This window comes from Hydrogenophaga sp., from assembly GCF_051858985.1.
Lineage (GTDB): Bacteria > Pseudomonadota > Gammaproteobacteria > Burkholderiales > Burkholderiaceae_C > Hydrogenophaga.
Window position 1 is genome coordinate 557,480 of record NZ_JBHYGM010000003.1, and the last position, 14,304, is coordinate 571,783.

15 protein-coding genes and 2 tRNA genes are annotated in these 14,304 nt (G+C 64.6%); 10 read left to right on the plus strand and 7 right to left on the minus strand.

What is annotated here, in order from left to right; genetic code table 11:
* Positions 1-918, minus strand: coding sequence for an NAD kinase (locus tag ACTIEY_RS15060; RefSeq protein ID WP_439519943.1), 918 nt, complete (start codon positions 916-918; stop codon positions 1-3).
* Between the two features lie 95 nt (positions 919-1,013).
* Between ACTIEY_RS15060 and hrcA the strand changes: the two genes are divergently transcribed.
* The 4 genes from hrcA (at position 1,014) to greB (ending at position 2,872) form a co-directional block, all read left to right on the plus strand.
* Positions 1,014-2,033: a heat-inducible transcriptional repressor HrcA gene (hrcA, locus tag ACTIEY_RS15065; protein WP_439519944.1), complete on the plus strand. Its 1,020-nt coding sequence runs from the start codon at positions 1,014-1,016 to the stop codon at positions 2,031-2,033.
* A 36-nt stretch (positions 2,034-2,069) separates the two neighbouring features.
* Positions 2,070-2,146: transfer RNA gene (locus tag ACTIEY_RS15070), tRNA-Ile, on the plus strand.
* Between the two features lie 27 nt (positions 2,147-2,173).
* A tRNA-Arg gene (locus ACTIEY_RS15075) sits at positions 2,174-2,250 on the plus strand.
* A gap of 58 nt (positions 2,251-2,308) precedes the next feature.
* Positions 2,309-2,872: a transcription elongation factor GreB gene (gene greB, locus ACTIEY_RS15080; protein WP_439519945.1), complete on the plus strand. Its 564-nt coding sequence runs from the start codon at positions 2,309-2,311 to the stop codon at positions 2,870-2,872.
* Positions 2,873-2,882: 10 nt separating this feature from the next.
* On the opposite strand, the gene ACTIEY_RS15085 is transcribed toward greB, so the two are convergent.
* The 4 genes from ACTIEY_RS15085 to ACTIEY_RS15100 form a co-directional block, all read right to left on the minus strand.
* On the minus strand, positions 2,883-5,132 hold the full coding sequence (locus ACTIEY_RS15085) for a RelA/SpoT family protein (RefSeq protein ID WP_439519946.1): 2,250 nt from the start codon (positions 5,130-5,132) through the stop codon (positions 2,883-2,885).
* Between the two features lie 104 nt (positions 5,133-5,236).
* Positions 5,237-5,440: a DNA-directed RNA polymerase subunit omega gene (gene rpoZ, locus ACTIEY_RS15090; RefSeq protein WP_068171949.1), complete on the minus strand. Its 204-nt coding sequence runs from the start codon at positions 5,438-5,440 to the stop codon at positions 5,237-5,239.
* Positions 5,441-5,468: 28 nt separating this feature from the next.
* Positions 5,469-6,089, minus strand: a complete 621-nt coding sequence (gmk, locus tag ACTIEY_RS15095; RefSeq protein ID WP_439519947.1) for a guanylate kinase — start codon at positions 6,087-6,089, stop codon at positions 5,469-5,471.
* 2 nt (positions 6,090-6,091) lie between these two features.
* Complete coding sequence (locus ACTIEY_RS15100; RefSeq protein ID WP_439519948.1) at positions 6,092-7,024, minus strand: YicC/YloC family endoribonuclease; 933 nt, start codon at positions 7,022-7,024, stop codon at positions 6,092-6,094.
* Between the two features lie 61 nt (positions 7,025-7,085).
* On the opposite strand from ACTIEY_RS15100, the gene ACTIEY_RS15105 reads away from it, so the two are divergent.
* From ACTIEY_RS15105 to hemW, 5 genes are all read left to right on the plus strand, one after another.
* On the plus strand, positions 7,086-8,093 hold the full coding sequence (locus ACTIEY_RS15105; protein WP_086124691.1) for a serine/threonine protein kinase: 1,008 nt from the start codon (positions 7,086-7,088) through the stop codon (positions 8,091-8,093).
* Complete coding sequence (locus ACTIEY_RS15110; protein WP_439519949.1) at positions 8,090-8,989, plus strand: PP2C family protein-serine/threonine phosphatase; 900 nt, start codon at positions 8,090-8,092, stop codon at positions 8,987-8,989. The genes ACTIEY_RS15105 and ACTIEY_RS15110 overlap by 4 nt, the downstream gene beginning before the upstream one ends.
* A 74-nt stretch (positions 8,990-9,063) precedes the next feature.
* Positions 9,064-9,801 carry a ribonuclease PH gene (gene rph, locus ACTIEY_RS15115; protein ID WP_439519950.1) on the plus strand — a complete coding sequence of 246 codons (738 nt, stop codon included), beginning with the start codon at positions 9,064-9,066 and terminating at the stop codon, positions 9,799-9,801.
* Positions 9,798-10,415: an RdgB/HAM1 family non-canonical purine NTP pyrophosphatase gene (rdgB, locus tag ACTIEY_RS15120; protein ID WP_439519951.1), complete on the plus strand. Its 618-nt coding sequence runs from the start codon at positions 9,798-9,800 to the stop codon at positions 10,413-10,415. The genes rph and rdgB overlap by 4 nt, the downstream gene beginning before the upstream one ends.
* On the plus strand, positions 10,412-11,620 hold the full coding sequence (hemW, locus tag ACTIEY_RS15125) for a radical SAM family heme chaperone HemW (protein ID WP_439519952.1): 1,209 nt from the start codon (positions 10,412-10,414) through the stop codon (positions 11,618-11,620). The genes rdgB and hemW overlap by 4 nt, the downstream gene beginning before the upstream one ends.
* Here the strand turns inward: hemW and ACTIEY_RS15130 are convergent.
* Together ACTIEY_RS15130 and ACTIEY_RS15135 are read right to left on the minus strand one after the other, a co-directional pair.
* Positions 11,617-12,996, minus strand: coding sequence for a heavy metal sensor histidine kinase (locus ACTIEY_RS15130; protein ID WP_439519953.1), 1,380 nt, complete (start codon positions 12,994-12,996; stop codon positions 11,617-11,619). The two genes, hemW and ACTIEY_RS15130, sit on opposite strands and share 4 nt — an antisense overlap.
* On the minus strand, positions 12,993-13,676 hold the full coding sequence (locus ACTIEY_RS15135) for a heavy metal response regulator transcription factor (protein WP_439519954.1): 684 nt from the start codon (positions 13,674-13,676) through the stop codon (positions 12,993-12,995). Before ACTIEY_RS15135 ends, ACTIEY_RS15130 begins: the two co-directional genes overlap by 4 nt.
* Before the next feature lie 206 nt (positions 13,677-13,882).
* Between ACTIEY_RS15135 and ACTIEY_RS15140 the strand changes: the two genes are divergently transcribed.
* Positions 13,883-14,245, plus strand: coding sequence for a DUF4148 domain-containing protein (locus ACTIEY_RS15140; RefSeq protein ID WP_439519955.1), 363 nt, complete (start codon positions 13,883-13,885; stop codon positions 14,243-14,245).
* The last annotated feature ends 59 nt before the right edge of the window (positions 14,246-14,304 follow it).

The following is a 14,304-nucleotide window of genomic DNA, read 5'->3' on the forward strand; positions in this document are numbered from 1 at the left end:
TCAGGCTCCCTCGTTCCAGTGCAGCTTCTTGCGCAAGGTGTCGAAATAGCTCCACCCCACCGGGTGCAGCAGCCGCAGCGCATGCTCGGACCTGCGCACGACGATCCGGTCGCCGTGCAGAAGGCTGGTGAGCGACTGCATGTCGAAATTGGCGCTGGCGTCTCGCCCCGAGACGATCTCGACCGCGATCTCGCAATCGGAAGGAAGCACGACCGGCCGGTTGGACAGGGTGTGGGGCGCAATCGGCACCATGACCCAGCCACCCAGGGATGGGTGCAGCATGGGACCGCCGGCCGAGAGCGCATACGCGGTGGAACCCGTGGGCGACGCAATGATCAGGCCGTCGGCGCGCTGGTTCGCCACGAAGTGCCCGTCGACCTCCACGCGCAGCTCGATCATGCTCGCCACGCCGCCTCGGTTCACCACCACGTCGTTGAGCGCGGTCGCCTCGAACACGCAGCGACCGTCGCGCCAGACCGTGGCTGCCATGAGCGCACGCGGGTCTTCCTCGAAATGGCCATGCAGGATCGGGCGCAGTTTCTCGCGGTAGCTGTCGAAAGGAATGTCGGTGATGAAGCCCAGCCGACCCTGGTTGATGCCCACGAGCGGAACACCGTAGCGCGCCAGCCGCCGCCCGATGCCCAGCATGGTGCCGTCGCCGCCGACGACCAGGGCGAGGTCGCAGTGTTCGCCCATTGCCGGCACGTCCAGTGCCGGGTACTGCAGCAAGCCCGTGTTGAGCGCGGTTTCCTGCTCCAGCGAGACGTCGCACCCCGATTCCAGCAGGAAGTTGGCGATCTCCTCGACCGCGTGGCGAGCGCCCGGCGCGTGGTATTTGCCGATCACGACAACGTGCGCAAACCGCAGGGGGCTGTCCTTGCGGGTGGGCGCGGACCGGGTCTCGGGGGGCAGGCTCATGCGGCAAATTACAACATAGCTTGTTTGTGGGAGATTGCCCGAAAACCCTCGTCTCTCGCCGGTCGCGCAGGGCAGTCCTTCCTTAAAATGAAACGATGTTGGATGACCGCGCCAAGTTGCTCCTCAAGGCCCTCGTCGAGCGATACATCGCCGACGGTCAGCCCGTGGGCTCGCGCACGCTGGCCAAGGCCGCCGGCATGGAGCTCTCCCCCGCCACCATCCGCAACGTGATGAGTGACCTGGAAGAGATGGGGCTGATTGCCAGCCCGCACACCTCGGCCGGGCGCATTCCCACTGCCAGGGGCTACCGGCTGTTCGTGGACACCATGCTGACCGTGCGGCGCGACTCGCTCGCACCTGTGAGCGAAATGACCGCGCCAGGGCTGGAGGCGGGTCAGCCGCACCGCGTCATCAGCCAGGCCGCGCAGATGCTGTCCAGTCTGTCCCAGTTCGTCGGCGTCGTCATGGCACCTCGCCGCACTTCGGTGTTTCGCCACATCGAATTCCTCAGCCTGTCGGACCGGCGGGTGCTGGTCATCCTGGTGTCGCCCGATGGTGAGGTTCAGAACCGCATCATCCACACACAGGTGAGCTTTACCCAGCCCCAGTTGCTGGAGGCGTCGAACTTTCTCAACACCCACTACGCCGGCCTCACCATGGAAGCGGTGCGCGAACGCCTGCGCACGGAGGTCGACGCCTTGCGCGGCGAGATCGCAGAGTTGATGAAGACAGCGGTGGAGATCGGGACCGAGGGGAACCAGGCGCAGGACGAGGTGGTGGTTTCAGGCGAGCGCAACCTGCTCTCGGTCAGCGAATTCTCCAGCGACATGGGCAACCTGCGCCGCATGTTCGACCTGTTCGAGCAGAAGACCCAGCTCATCCGGCTGCTCGATGTGTCGGCCCAGGCCGATGGGGTTCGGATCTACATCGGTGGCGAGAGCCAGGTGGTGCCCTATGAGGACCTCTCGGTCGTGACCGCGCCGTACGAAGTCGACGGCCAGGTGGTTGGAACGCTGGGGGTGATCGGGCCGCAGCGCATGTCCTACGAACGCATGATCCAGATCGTGGACGTGACCGCCAAGCTGGTGGGCAACGCGCTCAGCCATCACAAGTGAATCGGTCGAAGACCGCCGCCTACAATCGCCGGTCTCGGGCCGTTAGCTCAGTTGGTTAGAGCAGAGGACTCATAATCCTTTGGTCGTTGGTTCAAGTCCAACACGGCCTACCAGAAAAGCCTGCTACAATGCGAGGCTTCGCGGCTGTAGCTCAGCTGGATAGAGTACTTGGCTACGAACCAAGGGGTCGTGGGTTCGATTCCTGCCAGCCGCACCAAATAAAAACCCGCAGCCAAAAGCTGCGGGTTTTTTCTTTTCTGCGGAGATGCATCACCATGAGCAAGGCATTCACCCGCGAGTCCGATGCCGGTGACGACGAGGACGAACTTCCAGAGGCGCCGGCACCGGGCGGCAAGAACTACCTCACCCGGGTCGGGTACGACCGGCTGCGCGCCGAGTTGTTCACGCTGATCGACGAGGAGCGCCCCCGCATCGTGGACGTGGTCCACTGGGCGGCCGGCAACGGCGACCGTTCCGAGAACGGTGACTACCTGTACGGCAAGAAGCGCCTGCGCGAGATCGATCGGCGAATCCGGTTTCTCACCCGCCGCCTTGAGATCGCCGAGGTCGTGGACAGCTCACTTCACCACGGCAGCGACCAGGTGTTCTTTGGCGCCACGGTGACCTACGCGGACACTGAGGGCGCGCAGACAACGGTCACCATCCTCGGCGTGGATGAGGCTGACAGCTCCCTGGGCCAGATCAGCTGGGTGTCGCCGGTGGCCCGGGCGTTGCTCAAGGCCCGCGTGGGCGACGTGGTGCGGCTCGTGGTGCCCGGTGGGGAGCAGGAGCTCGAGATCCTCTCGGTGGAATACCCGGCTCCCGCGCTGCAGTCCTGAGCCAGGGTGGTCAGGGCTTGAAGCGCTGCGCCTTGATGACGGAAGTGGTGCGCTTGAGGCTGCGGAGCACGTCGGCCAGGTGCTGTCGGTCTCGCACGGCCACCGTGAAGCGGATGTCTGTGGCGGTCTGGGCTGGTTCTTCGCCCATGTCCACATGGGTGATGTCCGCCTCCGCCGCAGCAATCGCCGAGGCCACCCGCGCCAGAACACCCTTTCCGTTGGCCACCGTGACCACCAGCGCGGTCTCGAAGGAGCGAACCGGCTCATCGGCCCATTCCACCTCCAGGAACCGCTCGCTGTCGCGCAACAGCAGGCGTTTGCCGGTGGGACAGTCTTCGGCGTGGACCACCAGTCCTTCACCCCGGCCCAGGTAGCCCACGATGCGGTCGCCGGGAATGGGTTTGCAGCACGGCGCGTACTGCACGGACATGCCCTCGCTGCCATCGAGCGTCACGACACCTTGCGACACCGATTCGTCACGTCCGCTGGCATAGCGCTCGGTGCTGATGAGCAGCGCATCTGGTTTGAGGCCTGTTTCCGCGAGGAGGACGGCCAGCTTCTTGGCCACCATGCTAGCAATGCGCTTGCCCATGCCGATGTCGGAGAGCAGTTCGCTGCGCGATTTGCTTCCCGTGAAGCGCAACAGCTTGTCCCAGGTGGCACTGTGCGGGCCGTCCTCAGCCGGCAGGCTGGCGAGTCCCTCGGAGCGGAGTGCCTGACTGAGCATTCGCTCGCCCAGATCGTGCGACTTGTCCTGCGCGATGGTCTTGAGGTAGTGCCGGATCTTCGAACGCGCCCGCCCGGTCTTGACGAAAGACAGCCACGACGGATTGGGCTCGGCGTTGTCGGCGGTGATGATCTCCACCACATCACCGTTCGTGAGTTCGGTGCGAAGAGGACGCTGCTCGCCATTGATGCGGGCCGACACCGTGTGGTCGCCCACATCGCTGTGAATCGCATAGGCAAAGTCCATCACGGTGGCACCGCGCGGCAACGCCATGATCTTGCTCTTGGGGGTGAAGACGTAGACCGCGTCCGGGAAGAGGTCGATCTTGATGTGGTCCCAGAACTCCGAGGCGTCGCGCGTTTCCTGCTGGATGTCCAGCAGCGATTGCAGCCACTGCGTACCCAGCCGCTGGGACATGTCGCTGCCCGGTTCGCTGGCCTTGTAGAGCCAATGGGCCGCCACGCCCGATTCGGCCACCACATCCATGGCGTGCGTGCGCAGCTGGAACTCGATGTTCGTACCGAAAGGTCCGATCAATGTCGTGTGCAGCGACTGGTAGCCGTTCACCTTCGGAATGGCCACGTAGTCGCGGAACTTGCCCGGCAGGGGCTTGTACAACTGGTGCAGGACGCCGAGGCCGGTGTAGCAGTCCGTCAATTCCGGCACCACGATGCGGAAACCGTAGATGTCCGTCACCTGCGAAAACGACAGGTGCTTGGTGTCCATCTTGCGGTAGACGGAGTAGAGCGTCTTTTCCCGGCCCAGAATTCGCACCGTCATGCCGTGCTGTCCGAACTCGGTTTCCACCTCGCGCTGAACGCGCGCAATCAGGTCGCGCCGACGGTTGCGCGACTTGTTCAAGGCCTTGGATAGCACTTCGTAGCGCCACGGGTGCAGGAAGCGGAAGGCGAGGTCCTGGAGCTCGCGGTAGGTGAAGTTCAGCCCCAGGCGGTGGGCGATCGGCGCGTAGATCTCCAGCGTCTCGCTGCTGATGCGTTGCCACTTCGAGCGCGGCATGTCGCCCATGGTGCGCATGTTGTGGGTGCGGTCGGCGAGCTTGATCAGGATGACCCGCACGTCCTTGGCCATGGCCAGCAACATCTTGCGAAACGACTCTGCCTGGTTCTGCTCGCGGGTGTCGAACTCCAGTTTTTCCAGCTTGGTGAGGCCGTCCACCAGCTCAGCCACTGGCGCGCCGAAGCGCTGCACCAGCTCTTCCTTGGTCACGCCACAGTCTTCAATCGCGTCGTGCATCAGCGCCGCCATGAGCGCCTGCGCATCGAGCTTCCACTCGGCACACTGCGCTGCGACGGCGATGGGGTGCGTGATGTAAGGGTCGCCGTTCTTGCGCAGTTGGCCGAGATGGGCTTCGTCGGCAAAACGGTAGGCCTGCCGGATGCTCTCGATCTCGGCCGGCCCCAGGTAATCCAGCTTGCCCAGCAGCGCGGCAAAGCTCGCCGCGGCCGCGCTGGCGGCCGGATGCGCCTGATCAACAGGAGGAGAAAGGGTGCCGCTGTCGGCCGTGGAGATCATCCCGGTACTTTAGCGCGAGACGCCACCCCGCGCCGCAGAGGGATTCCGGGCGAAAAAAAACACCGCGAGGCGGTGTTTTTCGGGGCCGAAGGGCGCGGGACGCTTCAGAGCGGGACCTTCTTGAGCATCTCCAGACCGATCTTGCCGTCTGCAATCTCACGCAGGGCGGTCACGCCCGGCTTGTTCTTGCTTTCGATCTTGGGGGCATGGCCCTGGCTGAGCATGCGGGCCCGGTAGGTCGCGGCCAGCACGAGCTGAAAGCGGTTGGGGATCTTTTCCAGACAATCTTCGACGGTGATGCGGGCCATGGACGTGCTCCGGGAAATGGGCGGGAAATCAGAGGATGTTGAGCGCTTTGAAGGTATCGCCGCGGGCGATACGCTGGGCGGAAAACTTGAGCCGCTGGGCATGGACGATGGCCTTGAGATCAAACAAAGCCCGCTCGAACAACTCGTTGATTATAACGAAGTCGAATTCCCTGGCGTGTGCCATCTCGGTGGCGGCGTTGACAAGCCGGAGTTCGATCACGTCGGCGCTGTCCTCTGCCCGGCGTTCCAGGCGGGAGCGCAATTCTTCGAGACTGGGCGGGAGGATGAAGATCAGAACAGCGTTGGGAAAGATGCGCTTGACCTGAATGGCGCCCTGGAAATCGATCTCCAGCACCACGTCCGCGCCCTGGTTCATGCGCTGCTCGATGGCCTGCTTGGATGTGCCGTAGCGGTTCCCATGCACCATGGCCCATTCGAGGAAGGCGCCCTGGATGACCATCTGGTCGAAGGTTTCCTTGCTGACAAAGTAGTACTCGCGCCCATGCAGTTCCTGCCCGCGGGGTGGGCGTGTGGTGTGCGAAACCGAGGGCACGACCCGGGAATCGAGTTCCATGAGGGCCTTGACGAGGCTGGATTTGCCGGCCCCGCTGGGGGCCGCGACGACGAACAGGTTTCCGGGGTATTCCATGCTTACTCAATGTTCTGGACTTGCTCGCGCATCTGTTCGATCAGCACCTTCATGTCCACCGAAATGCGGGTGAGTTCCAGATTGGACGACTTCGAACCCATGGTGTTGGCCTCGCGGTGCAGTTCCTGGATGAGGAAGTCCAGCCGCTTGCCCACTTCAGCGCCCTTCTTGAGCAGCCGCTCGATCTCGACCAGATGCGAGTCGAGCCGCGTGAGTTCTTCCGCCACGTCGATCCGGATGGCGAACGCGGTGGCTTCGGTCAGTGCACGATCCTGCGCCATGTCGGAGGTGATGGCATTGCCCAGCGCGGCCGTCGCGCCAGCACCCAGGGCTTCGTTCCATCGGTCGATGAAACGCTGGCGCTGCTGCGCCACCAGTTGGGGAATCAGCGGCTGGGCGTCCCTGGCGAGCTTGCGCAACTGGCCCAGACGGTCGAGCAGCATGGCTGCCAGCCGCTTGCCCTCTCGCTCCCGCGCTTCCATGAGGCCGTCGAGTGCGGTCTGCGCCAGCCCGACCAGGCCATCGTTGAGCTCGCCGGGATTGCCCTGCTGGCGCGCGGTGAGCTGCAGCACCTCTGCCACCGAGAGCGGGGCGGCGGTGGGAAGCCAGGTGCGAATGGCGTCTTGCAAGCCCACCAGCTTCTGCAGGTCCGGCGCCCCGGGTGTGCGGGGCAACGCGTCGGCGCGGCCTTCGATCCAGGCACGCACCTCGACCTTGCCCCGTTTCAGTCGAGCCGACAGCAGGTCTCGCAAGGCGGGTTCGGTGGCGCGCAGGTCGTCGGGCAGCTTGAAAACGAGGTCCAGGAAACGGCTGTTGACCGACCGGATTTCCATGCCTAGACCGGGTCTGGAATCGCGTGCCGACTCGGCGGACCCAGGGGTCTGAGCCCCTCCGAGATGGGCCGTGGCGTAGCCGGTCATGCTGTAAACTGCCATGGAACTGTGCCCCATCGGGTTGAGTGGTCCAAAACGAGGCGTTCCGGAAACCATCCGAATTATGTCAAAGGTCAAACCCGCACCGCTGCCACCTGACACCGTCATCGGTGGCTACCGCATCGTCCGCAAGCTCGCAGCGGGTGGTTTTGGGGTGGTGTACCTGGCGGTGGACACCGAAGGGCAGCAGGTGGCGGTCAAGGAATACCTCCCATCTTCGCTCGCCTCGCGCGGTCCCGGTGAATTGCTGCCGCAGGTGCAGCCCGAAAAACTGTCGCTCTACCGCCTTGGCCTCAAGAGCTTCTTCGAAGAGGGCCGCGCGCTCGCCCAGATCTCCCACCAGTCGGTGGTGAGCGTTCTGAACTTCTTTCGCGAGAACGAAACCGTCTACATGGTCATGAACTTCCTGGAGGGCGCGTCCCTGCAGGAATTCATCATCACGGCGCGCGAACTCAAGAAACAGAAGGTGTTCCGCGAGTCGACCATTCGCTCGCTGTACGACGAAGTGCTGCGTGGCCTGCGCATCGTCCACCAGCACAAGATGCTGCACCTGGACATCAAGCCGGCCAACATCTTCGTGACGGACGACAACCGGTCGGTGCTGATCGACTTTGGGGCGGCGCGCGAAGTCCTGAGCAAGGAAGGCAACTTCATCCGCCCGATGTACACACCGGGCTTTGCCGCGCCCGAGATGTACCGCCGCGACTCTTCCATGGGTCCCTGGACGGACATCTACGCCATCGGCGCCTGCATCTACGCCAGCATGCAGGGCTACCCGCCCAACGACGCACCGCAGCGGCTGGAGAAAGACCGACTTTCCCTGGCGCTTTCCCGCCTGCGCGGCGTGTACTCCGACAACCTCATCGAAGTGGTGGAGTGGTGCATGTCGCTCGACCCCTTGTCGCGCCCGCAATCGGTGTTTGCCTTGCAGAAGGAACTCAGCCGCGAAACGGAACGCAGCTACACCAAGCTGACCGTGGCCGAAAAGATGCGCCTGCAGTTCGACAACATCGTTTCCGACAACAAGAAGGCGATGCGAAAGTCCACCGCCGCGGGTACCAAGTTTCGATGAAGTTCTCGGTCTACCAGATCAGCCGCCAGGGGGGCCGGGAGCGCAACGAAGACCGCATGGGCTATGCCTACACCCGCGAGTCCGGGTTGTTCGTGCTGGCCGATGGCATGGGTGGGCATCCCGAAGGTGCCATGGCGGCTCAATTGGCGCTACAGACCTTTTCTGCCTACTTCCAGAAGGCGGCCAACCCCACCGTCAAGGAAGTGCCGGAGTTTCTCTCCAGCGCACTCATGGCCGCGCACCACCAGATCATCCGGTACGCCGCCGAAAAAGGCATGCTCGACACACCTCGCACCACGCTGGTGGCGGGTGTGATGGAGCGCGGGCACGTGCACTGGGTGCACTGCGGTGACTCGCGCCTGTATGTGGTGCGCCATGGGCAGATGCTCACCCGCACGCGCGACCATTCCTACATGGAGCAACAGGCCCATCTCGGTCGCACCACCGACCACATCAACCGCAACATCCTGTTCACCTGCCTGGGTTCGCCCGCGAAGCCGGTGTTCGATCTCTCCGGCCCCGTGCTGCTCCAGCAGGGAGACCGCGTGCTGCTGTGTTCGGACGGGCTTTGGGGGACGGTGAGCGACGAGGAAATCACTTCCGAACTGTCCAAGCGACCGCTGGAGCAGGCGGTGCCGGAACTGGTGGAAATGGCGCTCAAGCGCGGCGGGCCGCGTTGCGACAACGTGACCGTGCTGGCCATGGAATGGGAGACGGCGGACGAGTTTCAGGCCACGCGCGTGTCCACCGAAGACATCGAGGACGGCGTTTTTGCCTCCACCATCCAGTCGGGCGTGGCCGATCCGTCCATCGAGGACATGGACGACGCGGCGATCGAACAATCGATTGCCGAGATCAATGCCGCGATCCGCCGCACGGCTGAGCGCAACACCTGAGGTTTCCCCATCAGCGCTGCGCCGGGCCGCCTCAAGCGAGCTCGCACCGCAGCGCGCTGCACGAAGGTTCAAGAATGAGCGAATTGATTCGACCCGGCCAACGGGCCGCTGATGCCTTGCGCCCTGTGCGCATCACACGCCAGTACACGATGCATGCCGAAGGGTCGGTGCTGATCGAGTTCGGCCACACGCGCGTGCTGTGCACCGCCTCGGTGGAGGAGCGCGTGCCGCCGCACAAGCGCGGCAGCGGCGAAGGCTGGGTCACGGCCGAATACGGCATGCTGCCGCGCGCCACGCACACGCGCAGCGACCGCGAGGCGGCCAAAGGCAAGCAAAGCGGACGCACGCAGGAAATCCAGCGGCTCATTGGCCGTTCCATGCGCGCGGTGTTTGATCTGAAGGCATTGGGTGAGCGCACCATTTCGCTGGACTGCGATGTGATCCAGGCTGATGGTGGCACCCGCACCGCCAGCATCACCGGCGCCTTCGTGGCCGCACACGATGCGATATCCACCTTGATGGCCAGCGGCAAGATCGCCACCTCTCCCATCAAGGACCACGTGGCGGCGATCTCCGTCGGCATCCTGCAGGGCACGCCCTTGCTCGACCTGGAGTACGTGGAAGACTCCACCTGCGATACCGACATGAACGTGGTGATGACCGGAGCCGGCCATTTTGTCGAGGTGCAGGGCACCGCCGAGGGTGTGGCTTTCACCCGCAAGGAAATGGACGCGCTGCTGGCGCTGGCGGAGAAGGGCATTGGGGAGTTGGTGCAACTGCAGCGCGACAGCCTGGGCTTGAAGGCGGCATGAAACTGGTTCTGGCGTCGAAGAACGCGGGCAAGCTCGCGGAGCTGCAGGCGCTGTTTTCTGCCTTGGGTGTGCAACTGGTGCGTCAGGCGGATCTGGACATTCCAGAGGCACCGGAGCCGCACCGCACCTTTGTGGAAAATGCGCTCGCCAAGGCCCGGCATGCTTCGCGCCTGAGCGGGCTGCCCGCGCTCGCAGACGACGCGGGTCTGTGCGTGGAAGCGTTCGGCGGCCTGCCGGGTGTGGACACGGCCTACTACGCAACGCAGTTCGGCTACCCCAAGGGCGATGATCACAACGTGCGTGCCTTGCTGGAGCAGATGTCCGACGTGTCTGATCGCCGTGCAGCCCTGGTGAGTACGCTGGTCGCGCTTCGCAGCGCGGACGACCCCGAGCCGCTGGTGGCCACGGGCCGCGCGCCGGGGCTCATCACTCGGGAACCGGTGGGCGATGGCGGTTTTGGCTTCGATCCGGTGATGTTCATCCCTGCCTTCGGCAAGACCTTCGCCCAGTTGCCCACCGAGGTGAAGAACGCCCACAGCCACCGGGGGCGCGCGGCACAACGCATGCTGGAACTGATGCGCGAACAATGGTTTGCGCCGGTCGCCAAGCCATGAACCAAGTGAACGATGTTCGCCACTGGATGCGCCCAGGCACGCTGCAACTGCAGAGCCTGCCACCGCTCTCGCTCTACATCCACTTGCCCTGGTGCCTGAAGAAGTGCCCGTATTGCGACTTCAACTCGCACGAGTGGAGCGCCACCGCCGCAGAAGGCGAGGGCATGCCGGAGCAGCGTTACCTCGACGCCTTGCGCGCCGATCTGGAAGCCTCGCTGCCGTTGATCTGGGGCCGCACGGTGCACAGCGTGTTCATTGGTGGCGGCACTCCCAGCCTGTTTTCCCCCGAGGCGATCGATCGCCTGCTGGCCGATGTGCGAGCCCGATTGCGGCTGGGCGTCGACGCGGAGATCACGCTGGAAGCCAATCCCGGCACGTTCGAGAGAGACCGTTTCCGCGCATTCCGCCAGGCCGGTGTCACGCGCCTGTCGATCGGCGTGCAGAGCTTCAACGATGCGCACCTGAAGGCACTGGGCCGTGTGCACGACCGCGCGCAGGCGTTGGCGGCGGTGGAGGAGGCGTCTTGCGCGTTCGACACCTTCAACCTCGACCTGATGTACGCGCTGCCGGGCCAGACGCTCGCCGACCTGGAGACGGACGTGCGCACCGCGCTGGCGTTTTCACCGCCACACCTCTCGGTCTACCACCTCACGCTGGAACCGAATACCTACTTTGCCAAGTACCCGCCGGCGCTGCCACCGGAGGACGAAGCCTGGGCCATGCTGGACCGCATCACCGAACTCACCGCGGAGTCCGGCCTGCAGCGCTACGAGGTGTCGGCCTACGCGCGCGAAGGACACCAGTGCGCGCACAACCTGAACTACTGGCAGTTCGGCGACTACCTGGGCATTGGCGCAGGTGCCCACGGCAAACTCAGTTTCGCCCATCGCGTGGCCCGGCCCGTGCGCGTGCGCGAGCCGCGCCTGTACATGGAGCGCGCACTGGCGGGCGATGCGGTGGCCAGTGCCGAAGAGGTCAAGCGCTCGGAGCTGCCGTTCGAGTTCATGCTCAATGCGCTGCGGCTGCGGGAAGGCTTCGAGCTGCAGCGTTTCATGGAGCGCACGGGGTTGCCGCTCTCCAGCATCGAACCCGCACTCAAGCAGGCGCTGGACAAAGGCCTGATCGAGCGCAGTGCCGGCCGCGTGAGGCCGACGGAGCGTGGCTTCGACTTCCTCAGCGACCTGCAGGCGCTGTTCCTGCCCTAGCGGGTCTGGACGCTGAAGCCCACCCGGGTAGTGCCGCCGCTCGACTCGGCGGCGGGGAATCCATCGTGCATGCGCGCGATGGCCGCGACGATGGACAGGCCCAGCCCGTGGTGTGGTTTCTCCAGTTCGCAGCGCGACGTGTCGGCGCGGAAGAAGCGGTCGAACAGGCGGGGCAGGTGCTCGGGCTCGATGGCCGGTCCCACGTTCTCCACCCACAGTCGCACTGAATCACCCGATTCCCTCACGATGAGCACGCCCAGCTTCGTGCCGTTGTCCGCGTAACGAATGGCGTTGCCCAGCAAGTTGGAGAGCGCACGCTTGACCAATGGCTCATCCAGTGAAACCTCGGCATCGCCCTGGACCGCCACGCTCAGCTGTTTTTCCTCCAGCGGGGCCTCGTGGAATTCCACCACTTGTTCCACCAGTTGCGCCAGGCTCACCGGTTTGCCCCGCCGCGCCTTGATGCCGCGGTCGGCCTGCGCGAGGAACAGCATGTCGTTCACGATGGCGGCCATGCGGTGCAGTTCTTCCAGGTTGGAATGAAGCGTTTCCTCCAGGTCGGCCGCACTGCGTTCGCGGCTGAGCGCCACTTCGGTCTGGCCGATCAGGTTGGCCAGCGGTGTGCGCAACTCGTGCGCCACGTCCGCGTTGAAGCCTTCAAGCTGCACATAGGTGCGCTCCACGCGGGTCATGAGTCCGTTGAACTGGTCGATCAGGGGCTGCAACTCTTCCACCGGCTCGGCCAGGGAAAGGCGCTGGCCCAGGCGACGCGCGTCGATGGCTTTGGTCTGCCCGGCCAGATCGAGCAAGGGCCGCAGGCTGCAGCGAACCCGCCAGAAAGTGCCCCATCCGACCAGGGCCGCGCCGGCGAGCACCGAGCCGATCAGCAGCAAGGCCATGCGCCGCGCCGTCTTGGCGTCCTGTGAGCAATCCAGCACCACCTTGCCCACCAGCGCGGTTCCGCCTGTCACCGGCACGGTGAAGTCCATGGGTCTGGAGGCCGGCGCGGTCACATCGAAGGTGGGTGCGGCGTCGCGATAGAGCTCGCTGCCATCGGCACGGTGCATCTGCACGAACGTGCCCGGCCGCCGCTCGGCCAGCCAGGCCAGCTTGGCCTTGACCTCCGCTTCACCGCCCTGCGCCTCGGCATCGCGCACCACGTCGACCAGCACGGCCGTGTAGCTGCGCAGCTCTTCCTCGTGCTTGGCCACGAACAGCATCGTGGTGGCGCCGTAGATGATGGCCAGCAACACACCCAGCCCGATCACGGTCTGAATGGCCAGCAACAGCGAAAGGCGCCGGCCGATGGAATAGGCGCACGGCGTCGGTTCGGTTGGTGTTGCGGGCACCGTGTCCAGCGTTTCCACTGCGCTCATGCCCGTTCCTCCAGCACGTAGCCCATGCCACGCACGTTGTGAAGCAGCTTGGGTTTGAAGGGGTCGTCCATCTTCGATCGCAGCCGGCGCACGGCCACCTCCACCACGTTGGTGTCGGAGTCGAAATTCATGTCCCACACCTGCTCGGCAATGGTGGTGCGCGAAAGGATCTGTCCCTTGCGACGCGCGAGCAGCGCCAGCAGCGCGAATTCCTTGGCGGTGAGATCCAGCCGCTGGCCCGAGCGCCAGGCCTTTCGGCTGAGCAGGTCCATCTCCAGATCGCTCACCGCCATCCTGGTGTTGGCGGCTGCCTCCGTGGAAGAAGGGCCCCGACGCAACAGCGCAGCGACGCGCGCGAGCAGTTCAGAGAACGCAAAAGGTTTGACGAGGTAATCGTCGGCACCCGCCTGCAGGCCCTGCACGCGGTCCTCCACCCGGTCGCGCGCTGTGAGCATCAACACCGGCGTGTTGCGCTTTTCACGCAGCGCAGCCAGGACACCGAAGCCGTCAATGCCGGGCAGCATGATGTCGAGCACCAGCAGCTGGTAATCGCCCTCCAGCGCGAGGTAGCGGCCCTCAATGCCGTCGCGCGCCACGTCCACGGTGTAGCCGGCCTCGGACAGACCGCGCTTGACGTAGTCCGCCAGCTTGGATTCGTCTTCGATGACCAGCACGCGCATGTTCGGGCCTCTGGGGAGTGGATGGATCGGTACCCGCGAGGGCGCCGCACGAGCCTGAATTGTCGGGGATGGCCCGGTTTTTCTGGATTACGAATTGGTAATTCTCCCGTTCGGAAAACGACAGACCCGGTTTCTACAGTCTCTCCTGTGCCGAACACAAAGCGGCACGAAACCCCGATCCAACCACCCTCTCACAAGGAACCATCATGAAACTCTCTACCCGCATCCTTCTCCCCATCGCCCTGACCGTTGCCGCCGGCGCTTCCTTTGCCGAAGGCCCCATCCAGGGCAACGAAGTGTTCTCCTTCACCTCGCAAGCCAGCCACGCCGACGTCCGCGGCCAGGCCATTGCCGCCCGCAACGCTGGCCTGATCGCCAACGGCGAGATCACCCCGGTGCAGAAGACCGAAGCCATGGGCAAGACCCGCGCACAGGTGTCCGCCGAGACCGCCGAAGCCCGCCGTCTGGGCCTGCTGTCGATCGGTGAAGAAATGAAGTTTGCGACGCCGGCACAGGCCGAGCAGATCCGCACGGCAGGCCTGCAGGCCAACCAGGTTGCGTCGAAGTGAGTCGGCCCGGCATGGTCGGGTGCGTGTGCGGTGTTCGCACACAGTACCTGGCTTTCGCC